Here is a 13,696-nt window from a genome sequence, read left to right on the forward strand (position 1 = left end):
GTTCCGCAGGAAGGGGCTCTGACCCCCGGCTACGCCATCCTTGCCTGCAAGGCACAACTGTTTTGCCGCGATCCGCCTGTTGCGCTGCGGCATCCATCCCCATCCTTGCGGTCACCCCCCCCGCAAGAGATCGCCGCCATGTTGTTCACCCCCCACCGCCTGGGCGCCTTGACCCTGCCCAACCGTATCGTGATGCCGCCGATGACCCGCTCGCGCGCGGCAGGCGGCAATGTTGCCACTGCCGAGATGGCTGCCTATTACGCGCAGCGGGCCAGCGCCGGCCTGATCGTCAGCGAAGGTACCCAGATCAGCCCGCAGGGCCAGGGCTATGCCTGGACCCCGGGCATCCACAGCCCGGAGCAGGTTCAGGGCTGGCGCCAGGTGACCGACGCCGTGCACGCTGCTGGTGGCCGCATCTACGCCCAGCTGTGGCATGTGGGTCGGGTCTCGCACGTGGCCCTGCAGCCCGATGGTGCCGCGCCGGTGTCGTCGTCGGCGCTGCTGGCCGAGGGCGTGAAGGTGTTTGTCGACCCCACCGGCGCCGGCCCGGAAGCGGGCGTGGGCGAGATGATCCAGCACTCGATGCCGCGCGCGCTGGCCGAGGCCGAGATTCCGGGCATCATCGCCGACTACGCGCAGGCCACCCGCAATGCGCTGGCCGCCGGCTTCGATGGCGTTGAGCTGCACGGGGCCAATGGCTACCTGATCAACCAGTTCATCGACTCGCAGGCCAACCAGCGCAGCGACGGCTATGGCGGCTCGCTGCAGAACCGGCTGCGTTTCCTGCGCGAGGTCGTGCAGGCGGTGACTGCAGTAGCCGGTGGTGACCGCGTCGGTGTTCGTCTGGCGCCGCTGACGACGCTGCAGGGCGCGGTGGACGATACGCCGCAGGCCACCTACCTGGCGGCGGCACACCTGCTGGGCGAGCTGGGCGTGGGCTACCTGCACATCGCCGAGGCCGACTGGGATGACGCACCGCTGATGCCAGTGGCGTTCAAGCAGGCGCTGCGCTTGATCTACCCGGGCACCCTGATCTACGCCGGCAAGTACACCGCCGAGCGCGCCGAGCAGGCACTGGCGGAAGGCTGGGCCGACCTGATCGGCTTCGGTCGCCCGTTCATCGCCAACCCGGATCTGCCGGAGCGCCTGCGTCTGGGTGCGGAACTGAACCCGCCGGATCGGGCGACGTTCTTCGGCGGAGGCGCGATCGGCTTCACCGATTACCCAACGCTGGAAGAAAGCGTCGCCGCCTGATCCTGGAGGCTGCCGGCCAGCGGCCGGCACTACCGGTGTATGGAGATGGGGTGGGTGCCGGCCAGCGGCCGGCACTACCGGGGCGCGCGGGGCAGGGTAGTGCCGGCCGCTGGCCGGCATTTCTGTGTCGGATCAGGGCTTGTCGCGCACCAGCGCGTCGGCCTCGACCACGCCGCCATCCTTGCCATGCAGGTACAGATGCATGTCCTGCTGCGGATACGGGATGTTGATGCCGGCCTTGTCGAAGCCCAGCTTGAGCTGTTCCAGCAGCGTGACCTTGGTACCGAACCAGTCGGCCGACTTCACGTAGCAGCGAATGCCGAGATTGATCGCGTGCGCGCCCAGCTCGTACACCACCACGTCCGGTGCCGGCGTCTGCAACACGCGCGGGTCGGCCTTCATCAGCGCCAGCGCGGTGTCGCGCGCCAGCTGGATGTTGTCTTCATAGCCGATGCCCACCACCAGTTCGACGCGGCGGGTCGGCTCGGCGGTCAGGTTGATGATCGGCGCAGCGGTGATCAACGTGTTCGGAATGGTGGTGTGCTGGTTGTCGGCACCGGTGATGACGGTCTGGAAGATGCGCACTTCGCGCACCGTGCCGGTTTGTCCGGCCACCGTCACCACATCACCGACGCGGAACGGGCGCAGCGTCACCAGCATCACGCCCGAGGCGATGTTGGACAGCGAATCCTTCAGCGCCAGGCCTACCGCCAGGCCGGCGGTGCCAAGCACGGCCAGCAGCGGGGTGATCTGCACGCCCAGCGTGCCGATCGCCAGCACCACCACGATCACCAGCGATGCGGCGTACACCACGTTGCGCAGGAAATTGCCCAGCATCGGGTCCACGCCCATGCGCGCGGTGGCGCGTGGCATCGCATTGGACAGGCGTCGTGCCACCCACATGCCGACCAGCAGCACCACGATCGCGGCCAGCAATGGCACGCCGTAGGTCTCCAGCAGGCGTTCCCAATCGAGCGAGTGGAACCAGGGTGTTGCGGCGGGGGCGGGTGCTGCTGCGGCGATCATGCGGAAGTCCTTTGCTGCGGGGGGAATCTGCGCGGGGCAGGGCGTACATGGACGCCAGAAACACGAAGCCCCGCAGAGGCGGGGCTTGCGTGCAGCAGCAGTATCGGCCGACGCCGATGAACACGACGTCAGCCTGTGGCCATCACGGCATCAGCCGTTGGTCTTCAGCTTGGCCAGGCGCAGCCAGGTATCGACCACGGTATCCGGGTTCAGCGACACCGATTCGATGCCTTCCTGCATCAGCCACTCGGCCAGATCCGGATGATCGGACGGGCCCTGGCCGCAGATGCCGACATACTTGCCCTTGGCACGTGCCGACTTGATCGCCATCGACAGCAGCTTCTTCACTGCCGGGTTACGTTCGTCGAACAGGTGCGCGACGATCGACGAATCGCGGTCCAGGCCCAGGCTGAGCTGGGTCAGGTCGTTGGAGCCGATCGAGAAGCCGTCGAAGATCTCCAGGAACTCATCGGCGAGCAGTGCGTTGGACGGCACTTCGCACATCATGATGATCTTCAGGCCATTCTCGCCCTGCTTCAGGCCGTTCTGTTCCAGCACCTCGATGACCTTGCGGCCTTCTTCCAGGGTGCGCACGAACGGAATCATGACCCACAGGTTGTCCAGGCCCATTTCGTTGCGCACGCGCAGCACGGCCTTGCACTCCAGCGCGAAGGCGGCCGAGAAGCTCGGATCGACGTAACGGCTGGCGCCGCGGAAACCGATCATCGGGTTCTCTTCGTGCGGCTCGTAGTTGCTGCCGCCGATCAGGTTGGCGTACTCGTTGGACTTGAAGTCCGACAGGCGCACGATCACGGCGTTCGGTGCAACCGAGGCGGTGAGGGTGGCGATGCCTTCGGCCAGGCGGTCCACGTAGAAGCTGACCGGATCACCGTAACCGGCGATCTTCTCGTCGATCTTCTTCTTCGTCGCCGCATCCTGGCGGTCGTATTCCAGCAGCGCGTTCGGATGGATGCCGATGTGGCTGGCGATGATCATTTCCAGGCGGGCCAGGCCGATGCCGGCGTTCGGCAGCTGGCCGAAGTCGAAGGCACGTTCCGGGTTGGCCACGTTCATCATGATCTTCAGCGGTGCCGGCGGCATGTTGCCCAGATCGGTGGTGGTGCGCTCGAAGCCGAGCTTGCCTTCGTAGATGAAGCCGGTATCGCCTTCAGCGCAGCTGACGGTGACCAGCTGGCCATCTTCGATGACCTTGGTGGCGTTGCCCGAACCGACCACGGCCGGCACGCCCAGCTCGCGCGCGATGATCGCGGCGTGGCAGGTACGGCCACCACGGTTGGTGACGATGGCCGAAGCGCGCTTCATCACCGGCTCCCAATCGGGATCGGTCATGTCGGCGATCAGCACGTCGCCCGGCTGCACGCGGTTCATGTCGTCCAGCGTCTTGACCACGCGGGCCACGCCCGAACCGATCTTGGCACCGACGGCGCGGCCCTCGGCCAGCACGTTGCCGCCCTTTTCGGTCAGCGCGAAGCGCTCGATCTGGGTGGCATGGCTGCGCGACTTCACCGTTTCCGGGCGCGCCTGCACGATGAACAGCTTGCCGCTGACACCGTCCTTGGCCCACTCGATATCCATCGGGCGGCCGTAGTGCTTTTCGATGACCAGCGCCTGCTTGGACAGTTCCTGCACGTCCTCGTCGCTGATCGAGAAGGTGGTGCGCAGTTCTGCCGGGGTGTCCTCGATCCTGACGCGCTCACCCGGAACATCCGAATACACCATGCGGATCGCCTTGCTGCCGAGCGAGCGGCGCAGGATCGCCGGCTTGCCGGCCTGCAGGGTGGGCTTGTAGACGTAGTACTCGTCCGGGTTGACCGCGCCCTGCACGACCATTTCGCCCAGGCCGAAGGACGAGGTGACGAATACCACGTCGCGGAAGCCGGACTCGGTGTCCAGTGTGAACAGCACGCCGGAGGAACCGACGCCCGAACGCACCATCAGCTGCACGCCGGCGGACAGGAACACGTCCTCATGCTTGAAACCGTGGTGCACGCGATAGGCGATGGCACGGTCGTTGTACAGCGAGGCGAACACTTCCTTGACCTTGTGCACGACGTCGTCGGCACCGGTGACGTTGAGGAAGGTTTCCTGCTGGCCGGCGAAGGAGGCATCCGGCAGATCCTCGGCGGTGGCCGACGAACGCACGGCCACGGCCACGTCGCCGCCGCCGTTGTCGGCGCTCAGCTGGGCGTAGGCGCTGCGGATGTCCTGGTCCAGCTGCGGCTGCAGCGGGGCATCGATCACCCAGGTGCGGATTTCCTTGCCCGCTGCGGTCAACGCGTTGACGTCCTCGACGTCCAGCGTGGCCAGCTTGTCGAAGATGCGCTTGGACAGATCGTTGTGCGCGATGAAGTCCTTGAAGGCTTCAGCGGTGGTGGCATAACCGCCCGGCACCGAAACGCCCAGACCGGCCAGGTTGCCGATCATCTCGCCCAGCGACGAATTCTTGCCGCCTACGCGGGCCAGATCGGCCAGACGCAGTTCGTGCAACCACAGGATGTTCTCGTTCAAGCGCGATGCTCCGTTTGGCCATCGCCCGAGGCGGGCTGGAATGGCCGCGTCCGTAGGAAGAAGCCGATATGATGCCGGGCAGAGTACCGTCGGCACAAGCTTGTGCTGGCGGCCTTTTTAGGCTTCGTAGGGGGTAAAAGCGCGCATGTCGACCATCCGTCCGGTGTTCTACGTTTCCGATGGAACCGGTATCACCGCTGAAACCATTGGGCATAGCCTGCTCACCCAGTTCTCCGGGTTCAGCTTCATTACCGATCGCATGTCGTTTGTCGACGACCCCGAAAAAGCGCGTGAAGCCTGTGCCCGGATCCAGGCGGCAGGGGAGCGGTACCAGGTCCGGCCGATCGTGGTGAACTCCTGCGTGGACCAGAGCCTGAGCCTGATCCTGGCCGACAGCGGCGCGCTGATGCTGGATGTGTTCGCGCCGTTCATCGAACCGCTGGAGCGCGAACTGGCCACCCCGCGCCTGGCCCGGGTCGGCCAGGCCCATGGCATGGTCGATTTCGACACCTACCACCGCCGCATCAACGCGATGAACTTCGCCCTGACCCATGACGACGGCATCGCGGTGAACTACGACGATGCCGACGTGATCCTGGTGGCGGTGTCGCGCGCCGGCAAGACGCCCACCTGCATCTACCTGGCCCTGCATTACGGCGTGCGCGCGGCCAACTACCCGCTGACCGACGAAGACCTGGAAAGCGACCGCCTGCCGCCGCGGCTGCGTGCCTACCGGCGCAAGCTGTTCGGCCTGACCATCGATCCCGACCGGCTGCAGCAGATCCGCCAGGAGCGGCGCCCGAACTCGCGCTACGCCAACCTCGACACCTGCAAGCGCGAGGTGGCTGCAGCGGAGGTGATGTTCCAGATGGAGCGGATTCCGACCCTGAGCACCACCCATACCTCGATCGAGGAGATTTCCAGCAAGGTGCTGGCCACGCTGGGGCTGCAGCGCGAGCTGTATTGATCCTCAGAGCTGGTAGAGCCGGCCGCTGGCCGGCTGCTCGATGAACCCTCGGCTGCGATGCAGGGCTGCCGGCCAGCGGCCGGCACTACCCAGGGGTTGGCTTGCACGTGCGCGCCCCCACGTTGAAGCACCAACGTGTAGGATCGACCCATGGCCCGAGCCTTGCCCCGCACCGAACGCATTCCCCGCCTGAGCCGGCTGAGCTGGCTCATGGGCCTGTACGCGGAAAACTACCGCCACCTGGTGCGCCTGTTCGAACCGGCCGGACTGGTGGCGGGCAGCTACATTTCCTCGATCGGCGACGGCCTGGACGTGCGCCTGGACGTGATCGAGTGCCACCGCTACACGGTGGAACTGCGCTTGACCTACGACCTGGCCGACCCGGTCACCGGCGAGCCGGATCCGTCGGCCTATGTGCGCCTGTACCGTGACGCGCGCCAGGCCGAGACCACCCATTGCTACGTGGGCCGCCGCTGGCAGGACACGATGGGCCTGTATCCGCCGCCGGCGGAGCTGATCAGCCACCGCATGCGGATGAACACCTTCCTCGGCAAGTGGCTGGAGTACCTGGCCGAGCGCGGCCACGGCGTGGCCACCCTGCGCCGCGATCCCGACGGTGCTGGCACACCTGCCGAGCGCCGCCTGTCGCTGGTGCGCTGATCGGCCATAATCCACGGCTGACCTGCCGCTGGATGCTGCCCCATGCCGTACACCCCGATCGTCGCCACCCTGGGCTATGTGCTGTCGCCTGATCGTCGCAAGGTGCTGATGATCCATCGCAATACCCGTCCCGGTGACCACCACCTGGGCAAGTACAACGGCCTGGGCGGCAAGATCGAAGCGGACGAGGATGTGGCGGCCAGCATGCGCCGCGAGATCGCCGAGGAAGCCGGCATCGACTGCACCAGCATGCGCCTGCGCGGCACCATCAGCTGGCCAGGCTTCGGCAAGCACGGCGAGGATTGGCTGGGCTTCGTATTCGTCATCGATGGATTCGAGGGCACCCCGCACGGCGGCAACCACGAAGGCACGCTGGAGTGGGTGGACCTGGACAAGCTGGACACCCTGCCGATGTGGGAGGGCGACCGCAACTTCCTGCCGCTGGTGTTCGACGCCGACCCGCGCCCGTTCCACGGCGTGATGCCGTACAAGGACGGGCGCATGGTGAGCTGGTCCTTCAGCCGCCTGTGAACCGGGAAATCGGGTAGCTGCCAACCGTGGTTGGTACGCTCTTCTGGCAAATTAATACCCGGACAATATTGACGGAATCAAATTACCCGGGCAATATTTGCGCATCGCCTCTGATGCCATTGCCATGCCTGCGTCCCGACTCCCTCCCTTCAGTTGTTTCGACGGCCATCGCCTGGTCGCTTCCGGTACCCCGGAAGTGGCCGCGCTGGCGCTGAAGCAGCTGCGCGCCGACAACGCTGCCGGACCATTGCTGGTGTTCGACAACGCCACCGGCCGCACTCGCGATTTCGATACGCGCGGCAGTGACGCAGAACTCCTGGCGCGGGTAAACGAAGCGTTTCCCGCCGCCGTGGAGACGGATGCCGACGTCACGGCCGAAGAGGCGCCCGCAACCCCACGTGGCCGTGGCCGCCCCAAGCTGGGCGTGGTCGCCCGCGAAGTGACGCTGTTGCCACGCCATTGGGCGTGGCTGGCCGAACAGCCGGGTGGGGCCTCGGTGGTGCTTCGCCGGCTGGTGGAAGCGGCCAGCCGTGCCGGTGCCGACAAGGACCGCCAGCGCCGCCACAGCGAGCGTACCTATCACTTCCTGCAGACCATCGCCGGTGACCTGCCGGGTTTCGAGGAGGCGATCCGTGTCCTGTTCGCGCATGACCGCGCGGGCCTGGAAGCGGCGCTGCGGAGTTGGCCCGCGGATGTGCGCGCCCACGCCCTGCGCCTGACCTTCGAAGACGCTGGCGGCTGAGCCATCGCGCCGTTGCTGAGCGACGGCGCCACCTGACCGCGGGCCACGGCCCGCTTCCCCTGTGCTTGCTTTGCTGGCGGAAACGCCGGGCAGGGCGGCGCCTTGCCCAGAGACTCCCATGAGCACCCCTGTACATCCGACGCCCCCGGTTGCACCACCACTGTGGCGCACCTACCTGACCCTGCTGTTGCCGATGCTGCTGACCAACGCGCTGCAGCTGGCCGCAGGCACGCTGGACAACATTTACCTCGGCCATCTGCTCGGCACACAGGCAGTGGCTGCAGCCGCTGCGTTCTTCCCGGTCTTCTTCCTGCTGCTGGCACTGGTGATGGGCCTGGCCACGGGCGCGATGGTGCTGATCGGCCAGGCCTGGGGCGCGGGCCGCCCGCAACAGGCACGCGCGGTGGCTGGCAGTGCGGTGGCGCTGATCCTGCTGCTGTCGGTGCTGGTGATGGCCGTGGGCGGCGGCTTCGCGCCACAACTGCTGGCGGCACTGGGTACGCCGGCGCCGGTCCTCAGTGAGTCCATTGTCTATGCACGCGTCCTGCTGCTGGGGGCTCCGGTGTTCTTCCTGTTGTGGCTGGCCACTGCCGTGAGCCGCGCAGTGGGGGATGCAACGACGCCACTGCATGCGCTGCTGCTGGCCACGGCGATCGGCCTGCTGTGCACGCCGCTGCTGATCCTGGGCTGGGCGGGCCTGCCGCAGCTGGGCGCGGCCAGTGCGGCAGTCTCGGCGGCATTCGCCTCGTTGCTGGCCCTGGTCTGGCTGATGTGGCGCTGGCAGCGGATGGGGCACCCCTTGGCGCCGGGGCATGAGCTGCTGCGCACCATCCGTTTCGATGGCGCGATCATCCGCGCGATGCTGCGCATCGGCGTGCCGTCCTCGTTGCAGATGCTCAGTCTGGCCATTGCCGAGATCGTGTTGCTGGGCTGGATCAACCGCTACGGCTACACGGCCACGGCCGCCTATGGTGCGGTCAACCAGTTGATGAGCTGGGTGCAGCTGCCGGCGATGTCACTGGGCATTACCGCCACCATCCTCGCGGCGCATGCGATGGGCGCAGGGCGTACGGCACGGCTGCCCGCCATCGCTCGCACCGGCGTGTTGCTTGGACTGGCAATGCTGAGCGCGGTGGTGGTACTGGTTGTGGCGCTGGCACCCTGGCTGACCGGGCTGATTCTGGCGGCCGCAGAGGTGCGCGAACTGGCCGCATCGCAGCTGCGCACGGTGGTATGGGGCGTGCTGGCGATGGGGGGCAGCACGGTGCTGGTCGGAGTGATGCGAGGCAGTGGCACGGTGATGTTGCCAGCGTTGCTGGGCATGGCGGCGGTACTGCTGCTGGAGCTGCCGCTGGCGGTGTGGTTGCAGGCGCGGCATGGGCTGCCGGGGCTGTGGTGGGCGTGGCCGTTGGGACTGGTGGCCATGCTGGTGATGCAGGTGTTCTGCTTTGCGCGTTGGCGGCGACGGGTGCAGGCTGGGTAGTGCCGGCCGCTGGCCGGCAATCCGGAATGCCGCGGCAGCCGGCCAGCGGCCGGCTCTACCACGTGGTCGGATCACCGTCGTTGCGGCGGCTGCGGTGGGCCGGCCACTGGTGATGCAGGTGTTCTGTGTTGCTCGCTGGCGGCGAATGCAGGCTGGGTAGTGCCGGCCGCTGGCCGGCAATCCGGAATGCCGGGGCAGCCGGCCAGCGGCCGGCTCTACCACGTCGTCGGATCACCGTCGTTGCGGCGGCTGCGGTGGGCCGGCCACTGGTGATGCAGGTGTTCTGTGTTGCTCGCTGGCGGCGAATGCAGGCTGGGTAGTGCCGGCCGCTGGCCGGCAATCCGGAATGCCGGGGCAGCCGGCCAGCGGCCGGCTCTACCACGTGGTCGGATCACCGTCGTTGCGGCGGCTGCGGTGGGCCGACCACTGCTGACGCAGGTGTTCTGTGTTGCTCGCTGGCGGCGAATGCAGGCTGGGTAGTGCCGGCCGCTGGCCGGCAATCCGGAATGCCGGGGCAGCCGGCCAGCGGCCGGCTCTACCACGTGGTCGGATCACCGTCGTTGCGGCGGCTGCGGTGGGCCGGCCACTGGTGATGCAGGTGTTCTGTGTTGCTCGCTGGCGGCGAATGCAGGCTGGGTAGTGCCGGCCGCTGGCCGGCAATCCGGAATGCCGGGGCAGCCGGCCAGCGGCCGGCTCTACCACTTCAGCGCCGCTGTGCCAGCAGCAGGTGGAAGTGCTTTTCGCGGGTCTGGCCGTCATTGCCGCTCGCGATTTCGCGGTGGCTGCGCCAGGCCGAGACGCGGAAGCCCGACACACGCAGCGCCAGCTCCACCGCGTCCAGCTCATGCAGCTGGAAGTCGGCAGCAAATGGCAGGCTGCGCATGAAGCTGGCATCGCCAAAGGCCAGGCACAGGCGGCCGCCCCGGCGCAGCACCCGCGCCAACTCGTCCAGCACTGGGGCCAGGTTCGGCCAGAAGTACAGGGTATTGACCGCCAGCGCCGCATCCATCGCGGCATCGCTGACTGGCAGGGCATGGGCGTCGCCGTATCGCATCGCGGCACGCTCGGCCAACCCGGCGCTGGCCAGGCGCTGGTTGCCGGCCTCGACCATGGCAGTGGACAGCTCGATACCGAGATAGTGGCTGTCGGTGGCCTGCAGCATCAGCGGCGCAAAGGCCGCATTGCCGGGGCCGATCTCCAGGACCCGTTCGCCAGTGCCGACGGCCAGCAGCCCGATCGCGGCCAGGTTGAGCGCGCCATTGCTGCGGTTCATCGAGTCGGCCACCGCCAGCGCGGCCTCGCCATGGGGCTGCCGCAGCTGCGCGGCCAGGGTGGAAGCATCCAGCATCATCATCGTCCGTTGCAGGGTTTCGGACGTGGCGGCGGCGGGTCCGCCGCTGACCATAGCGCTGACGTTGTGGCTTGGGAAGTAGGGAAACCCCGCCGCGGGGTGATGAGGAAATGTCCAGCGTCGCAGTCGGTGAGATCTGGTTGTCCACAGGGGGTGTGGATTACGCGTGGGCAACTTTGTGGATAAGCCGCGACAGGCGCCACCCCCCTAGGCTGTCAAGATGGGTGGCGAAAAATTCACCGCTGGTGAGGGCGGGTGAGGGCGCGGTGAAGGATGGACCCTGCCGCCGCTGTCGCCGGCGGCGGCGCTCGCGGTAACCTGTGGGCCTTGATGCTCCGTGAGACCCCATGAAACGTCACTTCTCGATGCTGCGCGAATTCCAGCTGGCCGACTGGTTCACCCTGGCCAATGCTTTCTGCGGCACCGGTGCGGTGTTTGCCGCGATGCGCTTCCTGCAGGACGGCGAGCGCGGCTACCTGCTGTTCGGCATGGCACTGATCCCGCTGGCCTTCATCTTCGACGCCCTCGACGGGCGCATCGCGCGCTGGCGCAAGTCCAGTTCCACCCTGGGCCGCGAGCTGGATTCGCTGTCAGACGTGATCTCCTTCGGCGTGGCCCCGGCGGCGCTGGCCTACGCCTGCGGCATGCAGGGCGGCTGGGACTGGCTGGTGCTGAGCTACTTCGTCTGCTGCGGTGTCAGTCGCCTGGCGCGCTACAACGTCACCGCCGAGGCACTGGCCGGCGACGAGGGCAAGGTCACGTATTTCGAGGGCACCCCGATTCCGACCAGCCTGGTGCTGGTGATCGTGCTGGCGATCGCCGCCGGTACCGATGCCATCGGCCAGAACATCTGGTTCGGCCAGTGGCAGATCGGCCCGTGGCAGCTGCACCCGATGGTGCTGTTGTTCGCCCTGTCCGGGTCGCTGATGATCAGCAAGACCCTGCGTATCCCCAAGCCATGAGCCAGCCCTGCGGAGGCCTGCGATGAGCAGCTCGGCCCACGACGCCGGCAGCAGCGATTTCGAAACCCTGGCCCGGCAGTACTTCGGCGCCTGGGGCGATGCCCTGCGCCATGCGACCACGCCCGGTGCGCCGGCTGGCGATGACCCTGGCAGCTGGCAACGGCTGTTCGACTGGTGGGGCCAGCTGCTGCCCGAACAGGGGCAGGGTGCGCCGGAAGATGCCGTGCGCCGCTTCCGCGAACAGGCGGGCAGCTGGTACGGCACCATGCAGGAAGTCGCCGCGCGTTTCGCCGGCCGCGACGCCAGCAGCGCCGACGTGGCCCAGGCCTGGCGCGAGGCGGTGCAGGGGCAGGGCGACGGCATGCTGCAATGGATGCTGCAGGGGGCCCGTGGCAGCACCCACGCTGGCGCCGCTGTACCGGAGTTTGCCGCCTGGCTGCAGCAGTTCCAGCTGCAGGCCGGCCCGTGGCTGCAGAGCCCGGCGTTCGGGCCCGGTCGTGAGCACCAGGCGCGCTGGCAGGCGCTGCTGCGGGCGCAGGAGGAATACCAGCAGCATTCGCGCGCCTATGTCGATCAGATCAAGCAGGCGCTGGACGAGGCCTTCGCGCTGTTCGAGCAGCGCCTGGCCGAGCACGAGCAGCCGGGCAGCCAGTTGACCAGCGCCCGCGCGATGTTCGACCTGTGGATCGAAGTGGCCGAGGAGGCCTATGCCAAGGTCGCCATGTCCGAGCCGTTCCAGCAGGTGTACGCCGCGCTGGGCAACGCACAGATGCGGCTGCGCGCCGGCCTGCAGCGCGAGGTGGAACAGATGAGTGAACGGATCGGCCTGCCGACCCGCAGCGAGATGGACGCCGCGCACCGCCGCATCGCCGAGCTGGAGCGCAGCCTGCGTCGCCTGCAGGCACAGGTGGTGGCCATGGCCGGTGCGGGCGAGGTCGATCCGGTGGCACAGCCGGCGCCGGCGAAGGTGAAGCCGGTCGCGCGCAAGGCCGCGAAGAAGGCCGCGCCGGCAAAGAAGGCGGCTGCGAAAAAGGCGCCTGCGAAAAAGGCGGCACCAAAGGCAGCGCCCCGTACTTCCACGCGGACGCGTGACCGATGAAAGGACCGCTGGGCTTCAACGCCGATGACCTGATGCAGGAAACCCTGGCCATGCAGCGCAAGCTGATGGAAGGGCTGAAGCTGCTGCCGCAGGTGGAAGACGTGGACTATGGCGTCACCGCCCGCGAGGAAGTCTGGCGCGACGGCAAGGTGGTGCTGTACCGCTTCGTCGGCGAACAGGCACCGACCCGCCGCACGCCGTTGCTGATCGTCTACGCGCTGGTCAACCGGCCGTACATGGTCGACCTGCAGGCCGATCGATCACTGGTGCAGAAGCTGCTGGCGCTGGGGCAGGACGTCTACGTGCTGGACTGGGGTTACCCGGATCGCTCGGAGCGCTTCCAGACCCTGGAGGACTATCTGCTGCGCTACATCGATGGCGCGGTCGATGCGCTGCGCGCGCGCAGTGGTGGACCGGTCGACCTGCTCGGCATCTGCCAGGGCGGCGTGTTCGCGCTGTGCTACGCCGCGCTGCGCCGACAGAAGCTGGGCAAGCTGATCACCATGGTCACCCCGGTCGATTTCCACACCGCCGACAACATGCTCTCGCACTGGGCGCAGCAGGTGGACGTGGACCTGCTGGTGGACACGCTGGGCAACATCCCGGCCGACCTGATGAATGCCAGTTACCTGATGCTCAAGCCGTTCCGCCTGAACGTGCAGAAGTACGTGGGCCTGCTCGACATCCTCGATGACAAGGCGGCGCTGGAGGATTTCCTGCGCATGGAGAAGTGGATCTTCGATTCACCGGACCTGGCGGGCGAGGCCTTCCGCGACTTCATCAAGCAGTTCTACCAGGGCAACGGGTTGATGAACGGCACGGTGCGGATCGGCGAGGAAGCGGTGGATCTGTCGCAGGTGACCCTGCCGGTGCTGAACATCTATGCCGAGCAGGACCATCTGGTGCCGCCGGATGCCTCGCGCGCGATGCGTGGACGCCTGGGCACCGAGGACTACACCGAGTCCAGTTTCCGTGGCGGCCATATCGGCATCTACGTGTCCGGCCGCGCGCAGCGCGAAGTGCCGGCCACGATCGATGGCTGGCTGAAGGCGCGCGACGCGTAAGGCCTGCTTCGTTTTTGTAGCGTCGAGC

Annotated in this window: 12 protein-coding genes; 9 read left to right on the forward strand and 3 right to left on the reverse strand. The window is 67.3% G+C overall.

Annotation, left to right across the window (positions count from 1 at the left end):
* The first annotated feature begins 138 nt into the window (after positions 1-138).
* The gene (locus D5301_RS14680) at positions 139-1,254 is read left to right on the forward strand and encodes an alkene reductase (RefSeq protein WP_153856072.1); all 1,116 of its coding nucleotides are present in this window, start codon (positions 139-141) and stop codon (positions 1,252-1,254) included.
* 132 nt (positions 1,255-1,386) lie between these two features.
* On the opposite strand, the gene D5301_RS14685 is transcribed toward D5301_RS14680, so the two are convergent.
* Positions 1,387-2,280, reverse strand: a complete 894-nt coding sequence (locus D5301_RS14685) for a mechanosensitive ion channel domain-containing protein (protein ID WP_110712725.1) — start codon at positions 2,278-2,280, stop codon at positions 1,387-1,389.
* A 150-nt stretch (positions 2,281-2,430) separates the two neighbouring features.
* Positions 2,431-4,809, reverse strand: a complete 2,379-nt coding sequence (ppsA, locus tag D5301_RS14690) for a phosphoenolpyruvate synthase (RefSeq protein ID WP_153856073.1) — start codon at positions 4,807-4,809, stop codon at positions 2,431-2,433.
* Between the two features lie 145 nt (positions 4,810-4,954).
* Between ppsA and D5301_RS14695 the strand changes: the two genes are divergently transcribed.
* The 5 genes from D5301_RS14695 to D5301_RS14715 all read left to right on the forward strand — a co-directional run bounded on the left by D5301_RS14695 (position 4,955) and on the right by D5301_RS14715 (position 9,192).
* On the forward strand, positions 4,955-5,776 hold the full coding sequence (locus D5301_RS14695; RefSeq protein WP_110712723.1) for a pyruvate, water dikinase regulatory protein: 822 nt from the start codon (positions 4,955-4,957) through the stop codon (positions 5,774-5,776).
* 150 nt (positions 5,777-5,926) lie between these two features.
* Positions 5,927-6,436, forward strand: a complete 510-nt coding sequence (locus tag D5301_RS14700; protein WP_049398213.1) for a DUF1249 domain-containing protein — start codon at positions 5,927-5,929, stop codon at positions 6,434-6,436.
* A 42-nt stretch (positions 6,437-6,478) separates the two neighbouring features.
* A complete protein-coding gene (locus D5301_RS14705) occupies positions 6,479-6,967 on the forward strand; it encodes an 8-oxo-dGTP diphosphatase (protein WP_153856074.1) in 489 nt (162 codons plus the stop codon).
* Between the two features lie 124 nt (positions 6,968-7,091).
* The gene (locus D5301_RS14710) at positions 7,092-7,709 is read left to right on the forward strand and encodes a DUF2239 family protein (RefSeq protein ID WP_153856075.1); all 618 of its coding nucleotides are present in this window, start codon (positions 7,092-7,094) and stop codon (positions 7,707-7,709) included.
* 118 nt (positions 7,710-7,827) lie between these two features.
* Positions 7,828-9,192, forward strand: a complete 1,365-nt coding sequence (locus D5301_RS14715; protein ID WP_153856076.1) for an MATE family efflux transporter — start codon at positions 7,828-7,830, stop codon at positions 9,190-9,192.
* A 703-nt stretch (positions 9,193-9,895) separates the two neighbouring features.
* On the opposite strand, the gene D5301_RS14720 is transcribed toward D5301_RS14715, so the two are convergent.
* Positions 9,896-10,546 (reverse strand): class I SAM-dependent methyltransferase, encoded by a 651-nt coding sequence (locus D5301_RS14720; protein WP_153856077.1) that lies wholly within the window; start codon positions 10,544-10,546, stop codon positions 9,896-9,898.
* A 344-nt stretch (positions 10,547-10,890) separates the two neighbouring features.
* Here D5301_RS14720 and D5301_RS14725 point away from each other — a divergent pair, with 344 nt between their 5' ends.
* From D5301_RS14725 to D5301_RS14735, 3 genes are read left to right on the forward strand one after another with little or no spacing between them, the layout of a single operon-like run.
* A complete protein-coding gene (locus D5301_RS14725; RefSeq protein WP_014647547.1) occupies positions 10,891-11,505 on the forward strand; it encodes a phosphatidylcholine/phosphatidylserine synthase in 615 nt (204 codons plus the stop codon).
* A 22-nt stretch (positions 11,506-11,527) separates the two neighbouring features.
* Complete coding sequence (gene phaE, locus D5301_RS14730) at positions 11,528-12,604, forward strand: class III poly(R)-hydroxyalkanoic acid synthase subunit PhaE (RefSeq protein ID WP_153856078.1); 1,077 nt, start codon at positions 11,528-11,530, stop codon at positions 12,602-12,604.
* Positions 12,601-13,668 (forward strand): class III poly(R)-hydroxyalkanoic acid synthase subunit PhaC, encoded by a 1,068-nt coding sequence (locus D5301_RS14735; RefSeq protein WP_049444628.1) that lies wholly within the window; start codon positions 12,601-12,603, stop codon positions 13,666-13,668. The genes phaE and D5301_RS14735 overlap by 4 nt, the downstream gene beginning before the upstream one ends.
* The last annotated feature ends 28 nt before the right edge of the window (positions 13,669-13,696 follow it).

The organism is Stenotrophomonas sp. MH181796 (genome assembly GCF_009659995.1).
Lineage (GTDB): Bacteria > Pseudomonadota > Gammaproteobacteria > Xanthomonadales > Xanthomonadaceae > Stenotrophomonas > Stenotrophomonas riyadhensis.

Bases quoted from the DNA above. Each gene is read 5' to 3' on its own strand.
- D5301_RS14735 (WP_049444628.1), top strand. From the start codon at position 12,601: ATGAAAGGACCGCTGGGCTTCAACGCCGATGACCTGATGCAGGAAACC.
- D5301_RS14685 (WP_110712725.1), bottom strand. From the start codon at position 2,280: ATGATCGCCGCAGCAGCACCCGCCCCCGCCGCAACACCCTGGTTCCAC.
- D5301_RS14705 (WP_153856074.1), top strand. From the start codon at position 6,479: ATGCCGTACACCCCGATCGTCGCCACCCTGGGCTATGTGCTGTCGCCT.
- D5301_RS14680 (WP_153856072.1), top strand. From the start codon at position 139: ATGTTGTTCACCCCCCACCGCCTGGGCGCCTTGACCCTGCCCAACCGT.
- phaE (WP_153856078.1), top strand. From the start codon at position 11,528: ATGAGCAGCTCGGCCCACGACGCCGGCAGCAGCGATTTCGAAACCCTG.
- D5301_RS14715 (WP_153856076.1), top strand. From the start codon at position 7,828: ATGAGCACCCCTGTACATCCGACGCCCCCGGTTGCACCACCACTGTGG.
- D5301_RS14700 (WP_049398213.1), top strand. From the start codon at position 5,927: ATGGCCCGAGCCTTGCCCCGCACCGAACGCATTCCCCGCCTGAGCCGG.
- D5301_RS14725 (WP_014647547.1), top strand. From the start codon at position 10,891: ATGAAACGTCACTTCTCGATGCTGCGCGAATTCCAGCTGGCCGACTGG.
- D5301_RS14695 (WP_110712723.1), top strand. From the start codon at position 4,955: ATGTCGACCATCCGTCCGGTGTTCTACGTTTCCGATGGAACCGGTATC.
- D5301_RS14710 (WP_153856075.1), top strand. From the start codon at position 7,092: ATGCCTGCGTCCCGACTCCCTCCCTTCAGTTGTTTCGACGGCCATCGC.
- D5301_RS14720 (WP_153856077.1), bottom strand. From the start codon at position 10,546: ATGATGATGCTGGATGCTTCCACCCTGGCCGCGCAGCTGCGGCAGCCC.